Below are 16,230 nucleotides of genomic sequence, written 5' to 3' on the forward strand. Positions count from 1 at the left end.
GTGGTATTTGATCACCAAAACCGCAAAAAAGAACGCCCCGGAAACCGGGGCGCTCGCACTTGGCCCAGCCTGACAATCAGAACTTCCAGCGTGCGCCCAGAACCCATGCTTCGTTGTTGTCGAAGGACGAGCCGTCATCGAAATCGTGGTTGCGGTATTTCAGATAGACATCCGTGTTGATCGGCTCGACTTTCTGCACGACCGCGATACCCCAGGCTTTGGTGTCTGACCCGTTGCTCTGGAAATCCGAGCCATCATAGTAATCGATGCCGACGCCGGTCTTGCCCCAGGACACCCAGTTGCCTTCGTACGAGATCTTACCATACCAATAGTTCGGATCCGTAGAGCCGGCCTGATCGTCGTCACGTGTACCGCCCGCGATCGTAAAGCCCAGCCCGCTGGGCAGCAGAACAGACGCCGAACCAATAGTGTCTTTGCGGTCGCCCGAATTGTCATCGCGCTCGCGCACCGAATAGGCAACGGCTGCCGCGAATTCCACTCCACCGGCAAAGGTGTTTTCATAAAACAGGCCGACGTCGTAATAATCGTCATCGTCGCTGCTGGACAAAATGTTCTGACCATAAGCGAATCCAGCGGAAAACCCGTTGAACGATGGCGTATCATACCGCACCCGCCCACGGCGCGCGCCGTCAAAGTTGCTGGAACTGTCACCAACCGTGATACCGCTCAGCATTCCGTTCGTGGCGCGGTAGAAGAAGCCCGAGTTTTCGTCATTGGTAAACGAATACAGCGCCGTTCCGACATAGGACAGGTCCGTTTCCGCTGCACCATCAGACACCATGCTGCCCTGACCAGCCGAGAATTTGCCGTAGTTGCCCTTCATGGCAAAATCCACGTGGCGGATGTCTTCACGGGTCCAGCCACTGAAATTCGTGCCGTTCTGGTTCCACTCGGTCGAGTTCGGCAACCCCAGCGCAGATTCAAATCGGAAGGTGAACTCGTTCTGTCCGAAAGGCTGCATCAGACGCAGGCCGACACGGCTGTTCGACAGATCGTTGTCGAGAACACGGGTCTCGGTATCCTGACCGTCATCTACCGAAATCAAGGCTGGGTTCAGCTGTCCATACAGCAGCACATACCCGCCACTATTGTTTTCGTACTTCAGCTCGGCCACAGCCGGGAATGCGGTCGTCGCAGTCAGAACAGCGGCTACAGATATCGGTTTAATGTTATGGTTCATTTCACTCACCATGAATGGTTCGGGGTTCAGGTACTGTCCATTTGTTTACGAACTGCGAGCGTTCCAGTGGCCCGCATACACTCCCTCGCAAGCATTGCAAATTCGCAACATGGCATGTCGAAAAACGACTATTTCGTATTTTATATCATACGGTTACGAATCCATTCGAAAATCCACGGCACAGTGTGCAAATAAATTGTGACGTCCAGCTATGCATCTGGCAAACATTCGGTCTGCATTATTGCGAACCTTGACGGCGGATTTCCGCTGACTCGCCGCGAATTGAGCCGTTCCACGCCCAACGAACTCAAATATTCAACTTTCTGAAAACCTCCGGCACCTGTTCCGGCAAATCTTCGGCAATCAAACCCGGCCCGAACTGGCGCGCACATTCCACATGCAGCCACGCCGCAGTTCCCGCCGCCTGCATCGGTGCCAAGCCTCGCGCCAGCAGACCTGCGATGAACCCCGCCAGCACATCGCCGGCCCCGGCCGTCGCCAGCCAGGGGGCCGCTCTTTCGTATACGGCCGCGTTGACCACGCATCGTCCATCCGGTGCGGCAATCACCGTGTCCGGGCCCTTGAACAGAACCACGCACCCGGCCCGTTTTGCCGCAGCACACGTCGCGTCCACCTTGGAAAACGCCGGGCCCTTGATCGGTTGCGCCTTCATCTGCTCGGCGATGTCTGGGAATACCCGTGCAAATTCCCCGCCATGCGGCGTCAAAACGCATTGGTCGTGCAATCGCGCGATCAGACCACCGGGATCCTCGGCAAAAGCTGACAAAGCATCCGCATCCAACACGGTCGCCCGCCGCGCAGCCAAGGCCATCGGCACCAGCGCCCGCGCCCGCTCCAATCCCAGCGCAGGCCCCAGGCAGAGCGCATTCAGGCGCGTATCTTCCAGGATTTCAGACAATCCATCGGCCCCATCAACCCTCTGCAACATGAGGGCCGTGATCTGGCTGGCCACCTCCATCTGCGCAGACGGCGGCACGCCCAGCGTCACCAGCCCCGCTCCAACCCGCAAAGCCCCCCGCGCCGCCAACCGCGCGGCCCCTGTTTTGCCCGAGCCCCCGGACAGGATCAAAGCATGGCCATGCGAGTATTTGTGGCCAACCGAAACTTTCGAAAGCTTCACCCTGTCGGCCTGGGTCGTGTGAACGATCTGACCGTCTTCCTGTGTTTCAAGCCCGATCGACTTGGTTCGGACCGTCCCGCAGGTCGCCGGACCATCACCCAGAACATGCCCAAGCTTTTTGCTGTGAAACGTCACCGTCATGTCTGCAACAATCGCCTGACCAAGAATACGACCGCTGTCGGCGCACAAGCCGCTTGGCGCGTCAATTGAAACAACCTTTACACCTCGCTCTCGCAGCAGGGCCCTGACTGACGCATTGGCCAACATGGAAAACGCCCCTGCAAATGGCCGGGTGAGACCAGTGCCAAAAACCCCATCGACAACCAGGTCCATGTCTTCTGGAAGGCGAAGAAAATCACCTTCTAATGGGGCAGAGTCGACGGCGAATACGCGAACCTCGTTCTTTGCCCCCCATCTCTCATAATTCACCCGCGCATCCGGTGGCAGTTTTTCCGGGTTCCCGTACAGAAACACCTCAACTTCCCACCCCAGCGCCTGCAAAAGCCGCGCCACGACAAACCCGTCACCCCCATTGTTGCCCGGTCCGCACAGCACTGTTGCGCGCAGCGGATCCTCTTCATCTGGCCCCAAATATCCCGGGGAGCGCGAGGGGCTGGCCCCTCGCCCGTCCAACATGGGCCATTCCTCGAAAATCGCGTCAACAACACCCTGCCCGGCCCGCTCCATCAGTTCCAGACCGGTCACGTCACCAGAGTTGATGGCGGCTTGCTCAATGGTCCGCATCTGTGCCGCTGTCAGCAATTCCATCCTTCCACCCCTTGCTCGATTCAGTTCTGATTACTTTTTGTGCAAATCGCTCAAAAATTAGCACCAAGCCGTTTTTCCAAGCATCCCGACCCGCACGATATCGCAATCACATTGCCGCCCGATCTTAGACGTGATCACTGCCCCTGAGACAACCATTCAAGGTGAACCGGGATGAAAAAGATCGAAGCGATCATCAAGCCGTTCAAACTGGACGAAGTAAAAGAGGCACTGCAGGATGTGGGCGTCCAGGGCCTCAGCGTCATCGAGGTCAAGGGCTTCGGTCGCCAGAAAGGCCATACAGAACTGTATCGCGGCGCCGAGTATGTCGTCGATTTTCTGCCCAAGGTTAAGGTCGAGGTCGTATTGGACGACGATCAGGTCGACGCCGCGATCGAAGCCATCGTGTCGGCCGCCAAAACCGACAAGATCGGAGACGGCAAGATTTTCGTGTCCCCCGTCGACCAAGCCATTCGCATCCGGACCGGTGAAACCGGCTCGGACGCACTCTAACCCACAAGATTACTGACACATCTATCAGAAGGACCAAGGGAATGAGCGTAGACGCAGTTCTCAATACAATCCGCGAAGAAGACGTCGCCTATGTCGACATCCGTTTCACTGACGTGCGCGGCAAGTTGCAGCACGTGACGGTGGATGTCGATCTGGTCGACGAAGACTTCCTGGAGGAAGGCTTCATGTTTGACGGCTCGTCCATTGCAGGCTGGAAGTCGATCGAAAACTCGGACATGAAACTGATCGCCGACACGACATCGGCTTACATCGACCCGTTCTATGCCGAGAAGACACTGTGTCTGCACTGCTCGATCGTTGAGCCCGACACCGGTGAAGCCTATGGCCGCGACCCGCGCGGAACCGCGCAGAAAGCCGAAGCCTACCTGAAGTCCAGCGGTATCGGTGACGTTGCCTACATGGGCCCCGAAGCTGAATTCTTTCTGTTTGATGACGTTCGTTTTTCAAACAGCATCAACAAAGTATCCTTCGAAGTTGATGCAACGGATGCGTCGTGGAACACCGACACCGAATACGAGATGGGCAACATGGGCCACCGTCCGGGCGTCAAGGGCGGCTACTTCCCGGTCAACCCCATCGACGAAGCCCAGGACCTGCGCTCGGAAATGCTGTCGACCATGAAACGTCTGGGCATGAAAGTCGACAAGCACCACCACGAAGTGGCCTCGTGCCAGCACGAGCTGGGCCTGATCTTTGACAGCCTGACCAAGCAGGCCGACGAGTTGCAGAAGTACAAATACGTCATCCACAACGTTGCGCACGCCTACGGCAAGTCGGCCACGTTCATGCCCAAGCCGATCGCAGGTGACAACGGCACCGGCATGCATGTGAACATGTCGATCTGGAAAGATGGCAAGCCGCTGTTCGCTGGCGACAAATACGCCGACCTGTCGGACGAGGCGCTGTACTTCATCGGCGGCATCCTGAAACACGCCAAGACCCTGAACGCCTTCACCAACCCGTCGACCAACAGCTACAAGCGTTTGATCCCCGGGTTCGAAGCCCCCGTTCTGCGGGCCTATTCGGCACGCAACCGTTCGGGTTGTGTGCGTATTCCATGGACCGAAAGCCCCAAAGCCAAACGTGTCGAGGCCCGCTTCCCCGATCCGGCAGCCAACCCCTATCTGGCATTTGCCGCCCTACTTATGGCCGGCCTTGACGGTATCAAGAACAAGATCAACCCCGGCGAGGCGATGGACAAGAACCTGTACGACTTGCCCGCCGAAGAACTGGCCGACATCCCGACCGTCTGCGGCAGCCTGCGTGAGGCGCTGGAAGCTCTGGCATCCGATCACGACTTCCTGCTTCAGGGCGATGTGTTCACCAAAGATCAGATCGACGGCTACATCGCACTGAAGATGGAAGAGGTGGAAACCTACGAGCACACGCCACACCCGGTTGAGTACGGCATGTACTACAGCTGCTGAGCTGCATTCGAAAACGATTTTCAAGGGCGTCCATTCGGGCGCCCTTGTCATTTCCGCCCACAGGATTTGACGCACCGCCATTGATCCAACAGACTGATGTGGACACTCCCGGTCGGAAATAACCGCATGCGGCCTGGCTTTGTTAAGGCGCTGTCCGATACCCGGATTTTATCCCGGATCGTCCGGGGCAAAAAAGCGTGTCGACACGTTCCATAATACGCTGAAGAAGCTGCCCGTCAGTGTAATTCCCAATGTTCACGGCAAAATGGAAACGCTCAAGGAAAAGGCCGCGTTGGCTTCCACTAACCGCTTTGCCGGAGCCAAGGCTCACGCTAGGCTAATATCAGATTTCAGATCAATCGGATTACGCCCATGTTTCGCCTGACCGCCATTCTTGCCCTTTCTCTTTCCCTGACCTCCCCGGTTCTGGCCGCCCCCTGTGGCAACACCAGCGCAGGATTCGAGGCGTGGAAGGCCGATTTTGCCAAACAGGCACGCAAGGCGGGGGTGAAGAAGAAAGGTCTGCAAGCGCTGTCCCAGACACAATATGCCACGCGCACCATCGCTGCGGACCGCAATCAAAAGAGCTTCAAATACTCGCTGGACAAATTCATGCGAGTCCGGGGGGCCGATACGATTGTCGCTCAGGGCCGCAAACGCAAAGCCGCCAACCCGAACTACTATGCCGCCTTCGAACGGCAATACGGTGTTCCTGCCGGCGTTCTGATCGCCATTCACGGCATGGAAACCGGCTTTGGCAATTTCATGGGCGACAGTCAGGTTGTTTCCGCAATCACAACACTGGCCTATGATTGTCGCCGGTCCGAGTTCTTTATTCCACACGCAATCGGGGCACTGAAACTGGTCGACATGGGCAGCATCACAATGGCGACAAAAGGGGCAAAACATGGCGAACTGGGCCACACGCAATTCCTGCCCGGCAACGCCCTGGCCTATGGTGTCGATGCTACGGGCGACCGGCGCGTGGACTTCTACAACATGACGGATGCATTGGCCTCAACCGCCAATTTTCTTCGCAAGAAGGGGTGGAAACCGGGGCGCGGCTATCAACCCGGAGAACCAAATTTTCGCGTCTTGCAGCAGTGGAATGCAGCCTCTGTCTATCAGCAATCCATCGCAATCATGGGCGCCCGAATCGACAATTAGCGCCGCCGCACCGGCACCACGTGCTGCGCCCGATTTCGCCACATTTCCGCCACAGTGACAAACAAAAGCCTTTAGTTGCTTGGTTTCCAAAGCGTAACCAATCACCGGGAAATTTCACTTTTTTGCATTTTTCGCCAAATTCTCTGCAAGAAGGGGTGCTAACCTTTGGCTGACAGAACGTAAAAAAGGACGGGGCAGTGGCTCGGAAGCACAGCTACCATGGCGGCCTGCAATTTGATGGCGACGCAACCGGCGCGATAGAGCGCTTTGGAACGATCGTCGCCACGACGCTGGAAGACTACGGTCATCTGGTCGAGCGCAAGACCCTGCTCAGCGCAACCGAGGCCAGCATCGTCTCGAGCCAGTATCTTGTGCGGATGACTCTGGATACAGGCAGCTCCGGGCAGCAGGACCGATACGAGCGCATGGATCGCGCCGCGGGGTTGAAAACCATAACGAAACCCCGCGTGTCGCATCCCCAAAACAGGTTGGTCGTGACGTTCACGCCGGTCTCGCCACTTTTGGACGACGCCGAGATTTCCGAACTGATGCTGGTGGTCACTCTGTATCGCATGGTCGATATCTGTTCGACCCGGCGGGTTGAATGGCTGTCGCCGCACACGGTTCTTACCGTCGAGCACTTCATGAGCGCTTTTGACACCCTGACACCAAGCCGAACAACGCGGAATCGAAAGCAGATCTTTAAATCACTGACCGGACAGTTCGCCGGGATGCAGCAGTCTGAACAGGATGACACGATCACTGCCCTTCACGCTCCTGCCGCGCGTCCGATTCAACTGACGGATGAACAATTGCTCAGCATCGCGTTCCGAAACGACGAGCCAGACCTGCCCGCCCAGAGGGATGCAGGCGCGGCCATCGCGGATGATGATGACAAGCCAAGCGACATCCTGCGTCTCAGCAGTTGGTGCATGACCGGAGTTTTGGCCAGCATTTCCGCGCCAATTGCCGTATCGATGGCCGCAGTCAACCTGATCCGGGGCGAGGATTTCCGCCTCAACACACAGGTGCTTGTGTTCACTTTCGCCATTGTCGCGCTGAACGCCAGCAACGCGTTCGCCGATGTAGCGGGCGCCTTGGGCATGTAAAAGAATTATCGAAGACCCTCCTAGGAGGCCCCGCCATCAGGCGGGGTTTTCCGTTTTTGGGATCGCGTTTGCGGCCAGAACGTATGTGTGGATGGAAAACACGACCGCGTTGGTTTTCGGCAAACGCAACAACGTCTGCCGCTCGCTTCGCAGATAAGACGCCTGACGCCGGTCCCGTATTTCGCGCGGCTCACTGGCACTGCGAGGTTGGAACAGCTCCGGGTCTTCGTACCACAGGGCGTTGAAGCGCCACAGCGGGCGACCGGGTTGAATACCGTCAAACAGCCTCTGCACCCGTTTCGCGACATTGGCGTCATAGCTTTCCACAGGCACGTGGATATCAATCAGCGGCCGCATGAATTTCTCGGACAAGCGCCAACTAGCAGGAAAACACAGAATGGCACCCGTCAGAACATGCTCATTCCCCCGTTTCTGAAGGATGCAGAAGTCCTCCTGCACCAGCCTGCACAGCGTATCAAGCGGACGGTCGCGGTCGATCGCGACGGATACGCCATCCGGCCTTGCGGCCTCTGCCACGGCCGTGGAATATGTCTGCATCAGCACCAGATCCAGCAACTCCACCGCGGCAGGTTTGGCCCCAGGATCAAGCGCAAGAACATCGTCGCGCCGCTCAGACAGAATTTCTTCGCGGCGCCGCATCTGGTCGGCAAAAGCCTCATCCTGATGCAGCCAGTTTTCCATGGTTGCCGGTTGAATACCCGGCAAAGCGCGTGGGTTTTCGACATCATACGGGATCTTGTTTTGCAGAATACGAGTCATGTCGGGGGCTTAGCATGCGCAGCATTTCTTGTCGGTCGAAAACGACAACCTCGCCGTCGCATTTTTCTCAGACGATTGGTTGTGGCGGATGAATTGTAATTGGAACAAGCAACGAGGCCAGCCATGAACCAGCACTACCGAGACACGCGCAAGATTGACCCCAGCCGTGGCACGACATTGGGCGACGGTACGCCAAACGAAAATGACCGGATCGAGATTGGCCCGACGCAGCTTGCGTTTGACGAGTGGGCCGCTGCGGGGCTGGAACTTCCCAATCTGGCACGGATGCGGGAACACCGCTGGAAGCGGCTGACACAGGCCATTGTGGATCGCGGCTATGGCGGCTTGCTGATTTTTGACCCGCTGAATATCCGCTATGCCACCGACAGCACGAATATGCAGCTGTGGAACACCCACAATCCGTTTCGGGCGGTTTTGCTGTGTGCAGATGGCTATATGGTGATCTGGGATTACAAGAACTCCCCCTTCCTCAGCACCTTCAACCCACTTGTGCGCGAGCAGCGCTCGGGCGCTGACCTGTTTTACTTCGACCGGGGCGACAAGGTTGACGTTGCCGCGGATGTGTTCTCGAACGAAGTACGCGTACTGATCGAAGAACACGGCGGCGGCAATATGCGCCTGGCGGTCGACAAGATCATGCTGCACGGATTGCGCGCGCTCGAGGCGCAGGGGTTCGACATCATGGAAGGCGAAGAACTGACCGAGAAGACCCGCGCCATCAAAGGGCCTGACGAAATCCTGGCCATGCGCTGCGCCAGCCATGCCTGCGAAACTGCGGTTGCCGAAATGGAACGGTTTGCCCGTGCCAATGTCGGCGACGGCAAGACCTCGGAAGATGATATCTGGGCTGTTCTTCACGCCGAAAACATCAGGCGTGGCGGTGAGTGGATCGAAACCCGCCTGCTGGCTTCGGGCCAGCGGACCAACCCGTGGTTTCAGGAATGCGGCCCGCGCATCACCCAGCAGAACGAGATCATCTCGTTCGACACCGACCTGATCGGTTCTTACGGGATTTGCATCGATATTTCCCGCAGTTGGTGGATTGGCGATCAGAAGCCACGCGAGGACATGATCTATGCCATGCAACACGCCCATGAACACATCATGACCAATATGGAGATGCTCAAGCCCGGTGTGATGATCCCCGAACTGACCGCAAATTCCCACCGGCTGGACGAGAATTTCCAGGCGCAGAAATATGGCTGCCTGATGCACGGCGTCGGCCTTTGCGATGAATGGCCGCTGGTTGCTTATCCGGACAAGGCGGTTGAAGGGGCCTACGATTATCCGCTGGAACCCGGAATGGTCTTGTGTGTCGAAGCCTGCGTGGGCGAAGTGGGTGGCGATTTCAGCATCAAGCTGGAGGATCAGGTTCTCATAACCGAAGACGGATATGAAAACCTGACGAAGTACCCCTTCGATGCCCGGTTGATGGGGCTCGAGTGAGGCCGGCACCTCATTCTGACCAATGTGACCGGCGCACGTTTCCGTGCCAGTCTTCGACAGCTGGACTTGCCTGAGCCTGCGGCCCGCTGAAAACTGCGGGCCGGGATTGCCCGACGGCGAAGCCCAAAAGGCCAGCCAGAACAATCGCCAGAACTTTACCTGGAAGTATCTTGGGAAGGTGTACGGCGGTGTCTGCATGTGTCATCTGTGTCTCCTTTATCAATTGCTGTGGTCAGTAGATGGGCCTGACAGTGACATAAGTGAAACGAATGTTTGTTGTCGATCTCATCACAATTCTTGATTTCATCAACCTACCCCAGGGGTACGACCGCTTCTGCCCCCACCCGAGGCATCTGTCAGATTGCAAAGCGCTCGCTTCGTGCTCACCTTCCCGTGACGCGTTTGACATAAGGGTTGTGACCCGGCGGGCTTGACCACAGTATTGGGGATGTTTCCCCGAACCGCTCAAGGAGCCGACATGCCCACGGAACGCATCACTTTTGCCGGACATGACGGCAGCCAACTGGCCGCGCGGCTGGATTTACCGGATGGTCCGGTCCTGGCGACGGCCCTGTTTGCTCATTGCTTCACCTGCTCCAAGGACATACCTGCGGCCCGGCGCATTTCAGCCCGTCTGGCGGCCATGGGGATAGCGGTGCTGCGGTTCGACTTCACCGGCCTGGGTCATTCCGAGGGAGAGTTCGCCAATACCACCTTCACGTCGAATGTCGAGGATCTGATCTCGGCCGCGCACTATCTGGCCGGGCGAAACATGGCCCCTGCCCTGTTGATCGGTCACTCGCTTGGCGGCGCAGCGGTTTTGCGGGCGCGTGCGGGAATTCCGACGGTCAGGGCGGTGGTTACCTTGGGCGCACCGGCCGATCCCTCTCATGTGTCCCATCATTTCGAAGATGCCCTGCCCCAGATTGAACAGGACGGTAGCGCCGAGGTCACCTTGGGCGGACGCCCGTTTCGAATTGGCAAGGCATTCGTGGATGACATTGCTGAAACGGCCCTGTCGGCCGCGATCGCTGATCTCAAAGCCGCTCTGCTGATCCTGCACGCCCCTCGGGACGAAACGGTCAGTATCGACAACGCGAGCGCCATCTTTCTGGCAGCAAAACACCCGAAAAGCTTCGTCACCCTCGACGATGCCGATCACCTGATCACACGAGCCTCGGATGCTGAATATGCCGCGGATGTCATCTCGGCTTGGGTCTCGCGCTATCTGAAACTTTGCCCACCCGCGCCACCTCCGGGTGCGCCGGAAGGTGTCGTTCGCGTGACCGAGGCTGATCCGAATGGCTTCATGCAGGATATTCAGGCAGGTCCGCACCATCATGCAGTTGCAGATGAGCCTGCCTCTTATGGCGGCACGGATAAGGGCATGTCGCCTTATGGCTTTGTCTCATCCGGTCTCGGCGCCTGCACGTCCATGACGATAAGGATGTATGCGCGCCGCAAAAAATGGCCGCTGACCAGTGTCAGCGTCGATGTCTGCCATGACAAAGTTCATGCTCAGGATGCCGGTTTGGCAAATGAGGGCAAAGTGGATCAGTTCCGCCGCAAGATCCGTCTGAGTGGCCCGCTTGATCAGGAACAAAAACAACGTCTGCTGGAAATCGCGGACAAATGCCCGGTTCACCGGACACTTGAAGGCTCGGCGCATATCACGACCGAACTTCTTTCCTGAGAAAAGGCCGCCCGACAGGCGGCCTTTTGATTATCTGCGGCGTGGTGCCGGGCGATGGATTGGTGGCCGCGCGGCAGGTGGCCGGGCCACCGGGGGCCGCGGCCGCGCAGGAGGTTTGGCAACCGGTGGATTCGGGCGCTCGGGACGCACCGGTCGATCAGGTCGATTTGGGCGCTCCGGGCGGTTGATATCAACATCCACATCAACGTCGTGATAGTAGTCGTTCCACAGCATCGAGTCATAGAACGGGTCATACCCATATCCGACGCCAACCGTTACACCGTCACAGGCCGACAGCGTCAAAGTCGCAGCCCCCAGACCCAATGCGAGTGAAATCCGTTTGATCAGTCTAAAGCTCATCTTACCCCACCTCACAGAAGCGACTGGAACGACGCGAATACGGCATTCAGATCGTCTGCATAATCCGGGTTTGCCCCGTCTCGCAAAATGGCAACGGCTATGGCGACACGATTGCGCGGCAAGTCAATGACGATGGCCGTAAAGCTCACTCCCTTGCCATCCCTGCGCCCGGTCCCGCGATAGACCCGGGCAGGCAACCCTCCGATGCGGGTGTCGCTGGTGCTGGTGATGGTCGGGTCTTTGACCAGAAACTTGTCGATATCCTGCAAGTACCGGACACCATCCTGGATGGTTGCAACTCCGGCAGGCGAAACAAAGCCCATCCAGACCATATCGTCCGTTACCGGACGCAGCCCCATGACCCGAGCCACCGCACGCGGATCATCCGACCCGGTGTCTTCGATCTCACGCGGGCCGCCGGTGCGCAGCACCCAGAAATCGGGCACGTCGAACCGAAACAGCGCGCGACCATCCTCGGTATATGTCACCGGAGTGTCGGCAAATGCTGATCCTGCCCCACCCAGCCAGACAGCGGCGCAAGCGGCAAAAATCGGAGCTGATAAGAAACGCATATCTCAATAACCTGATAATTTCTTCGCCCTCAGCTTGACCCCTGAAAGAGCGACTTGTCCAGCACTGCGTTGCAAAGACCCAGGAAAACCGCGATCAGGTATTGCCGTTTACCACACATGTTGTCCGACTTCTGCAAGCATCGCACCCTAACTTGCAGACAAACGCATGAAATCTATTTTGCGTAAACCCCGACGGTCTGGCCGCCTGCATCATCAACGAAACGGATCGTTTCCCCATTTCGCCAGACGTCGTAGCAAGCCCACAAATCGGCAGGTGGCCATGTCGAGCAGTATTGATCACCTCTCACCGCCCAGCGCCCGACACTGGGCCCGCCCGAGAAGTACTGCGTGGTCATGCTGGCTTCGAAAGCCTGCCAAACACCCGCACCGTATTCCAGCTTCTTGCCCGCCAAGGCCGTCAGGATTTCCTCTCCGGACAGTTTCTGGAAGTCTCCTGCCACCAAAACACCCGGCCAAAGGGCGAAAATCAGGGCAAACCGTCTCATACCTGCTCTCACATCTTGTTCCCTTGCTCACGGGCGGCTAAACCCCGCGCCAACGCCTCATCCCAATCACATAAAGGTGCTGCCGCCAATGATTCCCCGTTATTCCCGCCCTGACATGGTTGCCATCTGGTCGCCCGAAACCAAGTTTCGCATCTGGTACGAAATCGAGGCGCATGCCTGCGATGCCATGGCCGATCTGGGCGTGATCCCGCGCGAGAATGCAGAAGCCGTCTGGAAAGCCAAGGATGTGGAATTCGACGTCGCCCGCATCGACGAGATCGAAGCCGTCACCAAACATGACGTCATCGCCTTCCTGACCCATCTCGCTGAACATGTTGGCAGTGAAGAGGCCCGGTTCGTGCACCAGGGCATGACCAGCTCGGACGTGTTGGACACCTGTTTCAACGTCCAGCTGACGCGCGCGGCCGACCTCTTGATCGCCGATCTCGAAGGGCTTCTGGCTGCACTCAAGCGCCGCGCGTTTGAACACAAGGACACGGTGCGCATCGGCCGCAGCCACGGCATCCACGCAGAGCCCACGACAATGGGCCTGACCTTTGCCCGGTTCTATGCCGAGATGGACCGCAACCTGTCCCGCATGCGCGACGCCCGTTCGGAAATCGCAACTGGCGCGATCAGCGGTGCCGTCGGTACATTTGCCAATATCGATCCCGCCGTCGAGGAACATGTCTGTGACAAAATGGGCCTTGTGCCCGAACCGATCAGCACCCAGGTGATCCCGCGTGACCGCCATGCGGCCTTCTTTGCGACGCTGGGCGTCATCGCCAGCAGCATCGAAAACATCGCCATCGAAATCCGTCACATGCAGCGGACCGAGGTTTTGGAGGGCGCAGAATTCTTCTCGATGGGCCAGAAAGGCTCGTCCGCCATGCCGCACAAGAAAAACCCCGTGCTGACCGAGAACCTGACCGGGCTGGCGCGCATGGTGCGCGCAGCTGTGATCCCGGCAATGGAGAATGTCGCCCTCTGGCACGAGCGCGATATCTCGCATTCCTCGGTCGAACGCATGATCGGTCCGGATGCCACGATCACTCTGGATTTTGCGCTGGCCCGTCTGACTGGCGTGATCGACAAGATGCTGATCTTCCCCGAAAACATGTTGGAAAACATGAACAAATTCCCGGGCCTTGTCATGAGCCAGCGCGTTCTGCTGGCCTTGACCCAGGCAGGGGTCAGCCGTGAGGACGCCTATGCCATGGTCCAGCGCAACGCGCTGAAGGTTTGGGAACACCGCACCGATTTCAAAGAGGAACTGCTGGCGGACGCCGACGTGACTGCCGCGCTCAGCCCCGAGGAAATCGAAGAGAAATTCGACCTCGGCTATCACACCAAACACGTGGATACGATCTTCGCCCGGGTATTCGGCGAATAAGCTGCGAGTCGACATCCCGTTCGCACGGCCCGGCCCGCAATTCGCAGGCCGGGCCTTGTTTTTGCCAGACCGCCCGAAATCGGCTATTCTGTGGATGAACTATTGGAGAGAGGCACCATGATCCGTACCGTTCTTTGCTCACTTGCACTTGTTTGCGCGGCGTCTGCCGGCCTTGCATGCAGCGCTCATTCCAAACAAACGCAATCCTGCGCACCGGGCACAGCCTGGGACACTGAAACGCAAAGCTGCACGAAATCGGTCAACAGCTGACGAATTTCTGTCCGACTTGTGAATAAAAGCAACCGTTCCACTGTTAGCTTTTTTGTAGATCGCACTATGATTTTGAGAACAGCCCCGAGAACGGAGTAAGAATATGCGCCTTTTGTTAGCTTCAGCCCTCGCTTTGCAGGCCTTCGCCTTTGCCCCGGCGGTCCACGCCGCAGGCGGCGACAGCAGCAGCCCGCCGAAACCGACGAATACGACCAAGAAATGTTTGTTCGGTCGGGTCTATGACGAAGCCAGAGGCCGGTGCGTCAAACCCAACAAGACCAACCTGTCGGAAGATCAGCTATACGACGCCGTCCGCGAACTGGCCTATGACGGGCAATACGGGCACGCTCAGGATATCCTGCGGATCATGGATCAGGACGATGACCGCGTGCAGACCTATTGGGGCTTTACCTACCGCAAGATGGGCGAGCTGGAGTTGGCGAACGTCTTTTACCAGAATGCCATCAACGCCAATCCCGACAATCTTCTGGCGCGCAGCTACATGGCGCAAGGCTTTGTAGCCGAAGGCAAAACCGATCTGGCAATCGCGCAATGGCGCGAGATCAAAGCCCGCGGCGGCGAAGGGACCTGGGCCGAGACGTCCCTGCGCGAGGCCATCCGGACGGGGCTGACCTACAGCTACTGAGCTTCAGGGTTATTTAACCCGACTCTCGTTATTCTGCCCGTGGTTCGGAAAACTTGGCACTACGGGCAGATGCAGGACACAAACGCTTTGATACAAATGGCAAATGGGGGGTCAGCGCCGCTTGCCGCGGGGGATGACGGCGCGCCGCAAGTTGTTCCGCGAACATTGACCGGCCGGCAAAAAGCGGCCGTTGTCGTGCGCCTTCTGTTGAACGAAGGCGCCGATATTCCACTTGAGGAATTGCCCGACGACCTGCAAGAGACATTGACCCATCAGCTTGGGCAAATGGGCCTTGTGGATCGGGCAACTCTGGGCGCGGTGGCCCGGGAATTCAGCGAAGCTCTGGACAACATCGGGCTGGCATTTCCGCATGGGCTTGCAGGTGCATTGGATGCGGTGAACGGAAAGATCGCACCATCGACAGCCGCGCGCCTGCGCAAGCTTGCCGGGGTGCGCCAGATCGGCGATCCATGGCAACGCCTGCGTGACGTACCCGTTGAGGATCTTGCCAAAATGGCTCAGGCGGAAAGCACCGAGGTGGCGGCCGTCATGCTTTCAAAGATGGATACCGCGCAGGCAGCACAGATGCTGGCCCATATGCCGGGCCCGGTTGCGCGGCGCATTACCTATGCCATCTCGAAAACAACAAATGTCACCCCCGAAGCGGTTGAACGTATTGGCTGGTCGCTGGCCGCGCAACTGGATCGGCGGCCTGCTCAGGCTTTCGACAATGGCCCCGACGCACGAGTCGGCGCGATCCTGAACCAGTCGGCGGCCGCAACACGCGACGACTTGTTGAACGCATTGGACGAGGACGACGCCGAATTTGCGGATCTGGTACGCCAGTCGATCTTCACCTTTGCCCATATCCCAAGCCGTATCGCGGCCCGCGATGCTCCCGCCATCCTGCGTGAAGTGGAACAGCCGGTTCTTGTCACCGCACTGGCAGGGGCCGCCGCGGATGATGACAAGGCATCCGTTGAATTCATTCTGTCAAACATTTCGTCCCGCATGGCCGACAATCTGCGCGAGGAAATGGCCGAACGTGGGCGCGTCAAACAATCGGAAGCCGAAGACGCCATGACACAGGTCGTGGCCGCCATTCGCACTCTGGTCGACGCCGGTTCAATTACTCTGATCGAAAAAGATGATGAGGAAGATACGGCCTGATACGTGAAACCAGGAGTTTTGCGCTGTCC

The 16,230-nt window shown here is 58.0% G+C and carries 16 protein-coding genes; 9 read left to right on the forward strand and 7 right to left on the reverse strand.

What is annotated here, in order from left to right; all coding sequences use genetic code 11:
* Positions 1-76: 76 nt before the first annotated feature.
* On the reverse strand, positions 77-1,201 hold the full coding sequence (locus tag NOR97_RS09590) for a porin (protein ID WP_257598952.1): 1,125 nt from the start codon (positions 1,199-1,201) through the stop codon (positions 77-79).
* Between the two features lie 307 nt (positions 1,202-1,508).
* Positions 1,509-3,110, reverse strand: a complete 1,602-nt coding sequence (locus NOR97_RS09595; protein WP_257598953.1) for an NAD(P)H-hydrate dehydratase — start codon at positions 3,108-3,110, stop codon at positions 1,509-1,511.
* Positions 3,111-3,281: 171 nt separating this feature from the next.
* On the opposite strand from NOR97_RS09595, the gene NOR97_RS09600 reads away from it, so the two are divergent.
* From NOR97_RS09600 to NOR97_RS09615, 4 genes are all read left to right on the forward strand, one after another.
* On the forward strand, positions 3,282-3,620 hold the full coding sequence (locus NOR97_RS09600) for a P-II family nitrogen regulator (protein ID WP_170343910.1): 339 nt from the start codon (positions 3,282-3,284) through the stop codon (positions 3,618-3,620).
* A gap of 41 nt (positions 3,621-3,661) precedes the next feature.
* Positions 3,662-5,068, forward strand: coding sequence for a type I glutamate--ammonia ligase (gene glnA, locus NOR97_RS09605; RefSeq protein WP_117868600.1), 1,407 nt, complete (start codon positions 3,662-3,664; stop codon positions 5,066-5,068).
* 372 nt (positions 5,069-5,440) lie between these two features.
* Positions 5,441-6,235 carry a lytic transglycosylase domain-containing protein gene (locus NOR97_RS09610; RefSeq protein WP_257598954.1) on the forward strand — a complete coding sequence of 265 codons (795 nt, stop codon included), beginning with the start codon at positions 5,441-5,443 and terminating at the stop codon, positions 6,233-6,235.
* Between the two features lie 197 nt (positions 6,236-6,432).
* Positions 6,433-7,344 carry a hypothetical protein gene (locus NOR97_RS09615; protein ID WP_170343908.1) on the forward strand — a complete coding sequence of 304 codons (912 nt, stop codon included), beginning with the start codon at positions 6,433-6,435 and terminating at the stop codon, positions 7,342-7,344.
* Between the two features lie 36 nt (positions 7,345-7,380).
* On the opposite strand, the gene NOR97_RS09620 is transcribed toward NOR97_RS09615, so the two are convergent.
* Complete coding sequence (locus NOR97_RS09620) at positions 7,381-8,124, reverse strand: DUF3445 domain-containing protein (protein ID WP_257598955.1); 744 nt, start codon at positions 8,122-8,124, stop codon at positions 7,381-7,383.
* 123 nt (positions 8,125-8,247) lie between these two features.
* On the opposite strand from NOR97_RS09620, the gene dddP reads away from it, so the two are divergent.
* The gene (gene dddP / locus NOR97_RS09625) at positions 8,248-9,591 is read left to right on the forward strand and encodes a dimethylsulfonioproprionate lyase DddP (RefSeq protein WP_257598956.1); all 1,344 of its coding nucleotides are present in this window, start codon (positions 8,248-8,250) and stop codon (positions 9,589-9,591) included.
* 10 nt (positions 9,592-9,601) lie between these two features.
* Here the strand turns inward: dddP and NOR97_RS09630 are convergent, their stop codons facing one another.
* Positions 9,602-9,796 carry a hypothetical protein gene (locus tag NOR97_RS09630; protein WP_257598957.1) on the reverse strand — a complete coding sequence of 65 codons (195 nt, stop codon included), beginning with the start codon at positions 9,794-9,796 and terminating at the stop codon, positions 9,602-9,604.
* Between the two features lie 273 nt (positions 9,797-10,069).
* On the opposite strand from NOR97_RS09630, the gene NOR97_RS09635 reads away from it, so the two are divergent.
* On the forward strand, positions 10,070-11,284 hold the full coding sequence (locus NOR97_RS09635; protein ID WP_257598958.1) for a bifunctional alpha/beta hydrolase/OsmC family protein: 1,215 nt from the start codon (positions 10,070-10,072) through the stop codon (positions 11,282-11,284).
* A gap of 30 nt (positions 11,285-11,314) precedes the next feature.
* Here the strand turns inward: NOR97_RS09635 and NOR97_RS09640 are convergent, their stop codons facing one another.
* The 3 genes from NOR97_RS09640 to NOR97_RS09650 all read right to left on the reverse strand — a co-directional run bounded on the left by NOR97_RS09640 (position 11,315) and on the right by NOR97_RS09650 (position 12,722).
* On the reverse strand, positions 11,315-11,644 hold the full coding sequence (locus NOR97_RS09640; protein ID WP_170343903.1) for a hypothetical protein: 330 nt from the start codon (positions 11,642-11,644) through the stop codon (positions 11,315-11,317).
* Positions 11,645-11,655: 11 nt separating this feature from the next.
* Positions 11,656-12,216, reverse strand: coding sequence for a hypothetical protein (locus NOR97_RS09645; RefSeq protein WP_257598959.1), 561 nt, complete (start codon positions 12,214-12,216; stop codon positions 11,656-11,658).
* A 173-nt stretch (positions 12,217-12,389) separates the two neighbouring features.
* On the reverse strand, positions 12,390-12,722 hold the full coding sequence (locus NOR97_RS09650) for a hypothetical protein (RefSeq protein WP_257598960.1): 333 nt from the start codon (positions 12,720-12,722) through the stop codon (positions 12,390-12,392).
* Between the two features lie 88 nt (positions 12,723-12,810).
* Between NOR97_RS09650 and purB the strand changes: the two genes are divergently transcribed.
* The 3 genes from purB (at position 12,811) to NOR97_RS09665 (ending at position 16,201) form a co-directional block, all read left to right on the forward strand.
* Complete coding sequence (gene purB / locus NOR97_RS09655) at positions 12,811-14,115, forward strand: adenylosuccinate lyase (RefSeq protein WP_170343901.1); 1,305 nt, start codon at positions 12,811-12,813, stop codon at positions 14,113-14,115.
* Positions 14,116-14,488: 373 nt separating this feature from the next.
* Entirely contained in the window at positions 14,489-15,031 is a 543-nt protein-coding gene (locus tag NOR97_RS09660) for a hypothetical protein (RefSeq protein ID WP_171328000.1), read from the forward strand.
* 96 nt (positions 15,032-15,127) lie between these two features.
* Complete coding sequence (locus NOR97_RS09665; RefSeq protein ID WP_257600856.1) at positions 15,128-16,201, forward strand: flagellar motor switch protein FliG; 1,074 nt, start codon at positions 15,128-15,130, stop codon at positions 16,199-16,201.
* The last annotated feature ends 29 nt before the right edge of the window (positions 16,202-16,230 follow it).

This window comes from Ruegeria sp. YS9, from assembly GCF_024628725.1.
GTDB classification, from domain to species: Bacteria; Pseudomonadota; Alphaproteobacteria; order Rhodobacterales; family Rhodobacteraceae; genus Ruegeria; species Ruegeria atlantica_C.

Excerpts from the sequence above, each read along its gene's own strand:
- dddP (WP_257598956.1), top strand. The coding sequence starts at position 8,248 with ATGAACCAGCACTACCGAGACACGCGCAAGATTGACCCCAGCCGTGGC.
- NOR97_RS09610 (WP_257598954.1), top strand. The coding sequence starts at position 5,441 with ATGTTTCGCCTGACCGCCATTCTTGCCCTTTCTCTTTCCCTGACCTCC.
- NOR97_RS09620 (WP_257598955.1), bottom strand. The coding sequence starts at position 8,124 with ATGACTCGTATTCTGCAAAACAAGATCCCGTATGATGTCGAAAACCCA.
- purB (WP_170343901.1), top strand. The coding sequence starts at position 12,811 with ATGATTCCCCGTTATTCCCGCCCTGACATGGTTGCCATCTGGTCGCCC.
- NOR97_RS09600 (WP_170343910.1), top strand. The coding sequence starts at position 3,282 with ATGAAAAAGATCGAAGCGATCATCAAGCCGTTCAAACTGGACGAAGTA.
- NOR97_RS09590 (WP_257598952.1), bottom strand. The coding sequence starts at position 1,201 with ATGAACCATAACATTAAACCGATATCTGTAGCCGCTGTTCTGACTGCG.
- NOR97_RS09660 (WP_171328000.1), top strand. The coding sequence starts at position 14,489 with ATGCGCCTTTTGTTAGCTTCAGCCCTCGCTTTGCAGGCCTTCGCCTTT.
- NOR97_RS09665 (WP_257600856.1), top strand. The coding sequence starts at position 15,128 with ATGGCAAATGGGGGGTCAGCGCCGCTTGCCGCGGGGGATGACGGCGCG.
- NOR97_RS09635 (WP_257598958.1), top strand. The coding sequence starts at position 10,070 with ATGCCCACGGAACGCATCACTTTTGCCGGACATGACGGCAGCCAACTG.
- NOR97_RS09650 (WP_257598960.1), bottom strand. The coding sequence starts at position 12,722 with ATGAGACGGTTTGCCCTGATTTTCGCCCTTTGGCCGGGTGTTTTGGTG.
- NOR97_RS09595 (WP_257598953.1), bottom strand. The coding sequence starts at position 3,110 with ATGGAATTGCTGACAGCGGCACAGATGCGGACCATTGAGCAAGCCGCC.
- NOR97_RS09645 (WP_257598959.1), bottom strand. The coding sequence starts at position 12,216 with ATGCGTTTCTTATCAGCTCCGATTTTTGCCGCTTGCGCCGCTGTCTGG.
- NOR97_RS09630 (WP_257598957.1), bottom strand. The coding sequence starts at position 9,796 with ATGACACATGCAGACACCGCCGTACACCTTCCCAAGATACTTCCAGGT.
- NOR97_RS09640 (WP_170343903.1), bottom strand. The coding sequence starts at position 11,644 with ATGAGCTTTAGACTGATCAAACGGATTTCACTCGCATTGGGTCTGGGG.
- glnA (WP_117868600.1), top strand. The coding sequence starts at position 3,662 with ATGAGCGTAGACGCAGTTCTCAATACAATCCGCGAAGAAGACGTCGCC.